This window comes from Polaromonas sp. (assembly GCF_018780625.1).
Taxonomy (GTDB): Bacteria; Pseudomonadota; Gammaproteobacteria; order Burkholderiales; family Burkholderiaceae_C; genus Polaromonas.
Genome location: NZ_JADMJK010000122.1, coordinates 32980 through 35188 on the forward strand (window position 1 = coordinate 32980; position 2209 = coordinate 35188).

General features: G+C 67.9%; 3 protein-coding genes. 1 reads left to right on the plus strand and 2 read right to left on the minus strand.

Features of this window, described 5'->3' with window-relative positions:
- Positions 1-703, plus strand: a 703-nt coding sequence (locus tag IV091_RS11135; protein ID WP_293468648.1) for a substrate-binding domain-containing protein, incomplete at its 5' end; no start/stop codon positions are given.
- A 12-nt stretch (positions 704-715) separates the two neighbouring features.
- Here IV091_RS11135 and IV091_RS11140 read toward each other — a convergent pair.
- The gene (locus tag IV091_RS11140) at positions 716-1636 is read right to left on the minus strand and encodes a ParB/RepB/Spo0J family partition protein (protein WP_293468650.1); all 921 of its coding nucleotides are present in this window, start codon (positions 1634-1636) and stop codon (positions 716-718) included.
- Between the two features lie 57 nt (positions 1637-1693).
- Positions 1694-2209 (minus strand): alpha/beta fold hydrolase (locus tag IV091_RS11145; RefSeq protein WP_293468652.1); only part of this gene is annotated, 516 nt, incomplete at its 5' end.

The window sequence follows — 2209 nt, forward strand, 5'->3', positions numbered from 1 at the left end:
CATGAACATGAACATCAACCTGCTGAGCGGCGGCGCCGCAAACGCCGCCGTCACGGGCGTGCAAGACGATTTTGAAAAAGAAACCGGCTGCGCGGTCCATGCGACCTTCAGCGCCGTGGGCGCGATGCACGACCAGCTGATCAGCGGCACGCCCTGCGACCTGGTGATCTTGACCCGCCCGCTGATCGACAAGTTGATCGCTTCAGGCCATGTGGTGGCGGGGAGCGCGCAGTCGCTGGGCCGGGTGAAAACCGGCGTTGCCGTCAGAACGGGCGAGCAGCATCCCGATGTGGGCACCCGGGAGGCGCTGGCTGCGGCCTTGCGCGCGGCCAAGGGCATCTATTTCCCCGACCCGGCCAAAGCCACCGCAGGCATCCACTTCCTGAACGTCCTGAAGGCGTTGGGGCTGGACCAGGAACTGAGCGCGGCTTTTCGCGTCTATCCCAACGGCGCAACGGCGATGCAGGCCATGGCGGACTCGGCCGAGCCGGGGCTGATCGGCTGCACGCAAGTCACCGAGATCAACTACACCCCGGGGGTGGATCTTGTCGCTGACCTGCCCAGGGAGTTTGAGCTGGCAACCGACTACACGCTGGGCATCTGCACCCAGGCGCAGCAACCGGCGCTGGCGCAAAAACTCGCCGCGATGTTGACCGGCCCCGCCTCTGCCGCCATGCGCAAGCAGGGCGGGTTTGAGTTCTAGCGCACCACGTTATTAGCCGCCGCGCAGCCGCTCGATCAGCCCGTTCAGCTCGTCCATCGACGAAAACTGGATGGCCAGCTCGCCGGTGTCTTCCCGCCGGCCATGGCGCTTGACCTGCTTTTTGACGCGCACCTCGACCTCGGCCATCAGCAGATCAGCCAGTTCTTCTTCCACCCGCAGGGTGTCGCGCGACTTTTCCCGGACCGGTTTTTCGGGCCTGGGCGCAAAGTCGGCGCTGGTCTTCTTGACCAGGTTTTCGGCCTCGCGCACCGACATTTTTTTGGCCGCGATCTGGTTGGCGGCGGTGATTTGCGCGGCGCGGTCCAGGCTCAGCAGCGCGCGGGCATGGCCCATGTCCAGGTCGCCGGCCATCAGCATGGTCTGCACCGGATCGGCCAGGTTCAAGAGGCGCAGCAGGTTGGACGCCGCGCTGCGCGAGCGGCCCACGGCCTGCGCGGCCAGCTCGTGCGTCAGGCCGAATTCCTTGACCAGGCGCTGCAGACCCTGGGCCTCTTCGAGCGGGTTCAGGTCTTCGCGCTGGATGTTTTCAATCAGCGACATCGCCGCGGCGGCCTCGTCGGGCACGTCGCGTATCAGCACCGGCAGGCTGTCCAGGCCGGCCAGGCTGGCGGCCCGAAAGCGCCGCTCGCCGGCAATGATCTCGTACTTGCCGTCGTTGGCGCCGCTGGACAGGCGCCGCACCAGAATCGGCTGCATGATGCCCTGCGCCTTGATGGACTCGGCCAGCTCGTAGAGCGCGCCCTCGTCCATGCGGGTGCGCGGCTGGTACTGGCCGGGCACCAGGTCGCTCAGGCGCAGCGTGGCCGGCAGGCCGGGGCTGGTGCTGCTGGCGCTGTCGGCCGATTCGCTGACCTTGGGGCCGAGCAGGGCTTCCAGGCCGCGGCCCAGGCCTTTGAGTTTTTTGGTGACCATGTGCTTGTCTTTCTGTTTTCAAATCGGGGAGGATGCGGCTGGCAGATACGTGATGCGTCAGGCGTCCATCAGCTGCAGCAGCTGCGCGTGGGCCAGCGGCCAGTCGCCCAGCGCGCTGTCGGCATTGAGGTGCCCGCATGGGCCGGCATCGAGGTAGTCAGCGCCCCAGTCGGCGGCCAGCTGGCGGGCACGCCCGGGGGCGCAAAAAGGGTCGTCGCTGCTCGCAATCACCACGGCGGGAAACGGCAGCCGCCCCCGGGGCAAGGGCGACCAGCCGGGCAGCTGCTGGCGCAGGTCGTCCCGCTCGGTGTCGGGCGGCGCCACCAGCAGCGCGCCCTTGACGCGCTGCGTGTTGCGCGAATGCGCGGCCCAGGCCGCCACATGCACGCAGCCCAGGCTGTGCGCCACCAGCACGGCGGGCGCGCTACACGACAGCAGCACCTCTTCAAGCCGCGCAATCCAGTCGCCACGCAGCGGCCGCTGCCAGTCGTGCTGCTCCACACGGGTGTAGCCGTGCGCGCGCTCCCAGCGGCTTTGCCAGTGGTCGGGGCCACTGCCTTGCCAGCCGGGAAG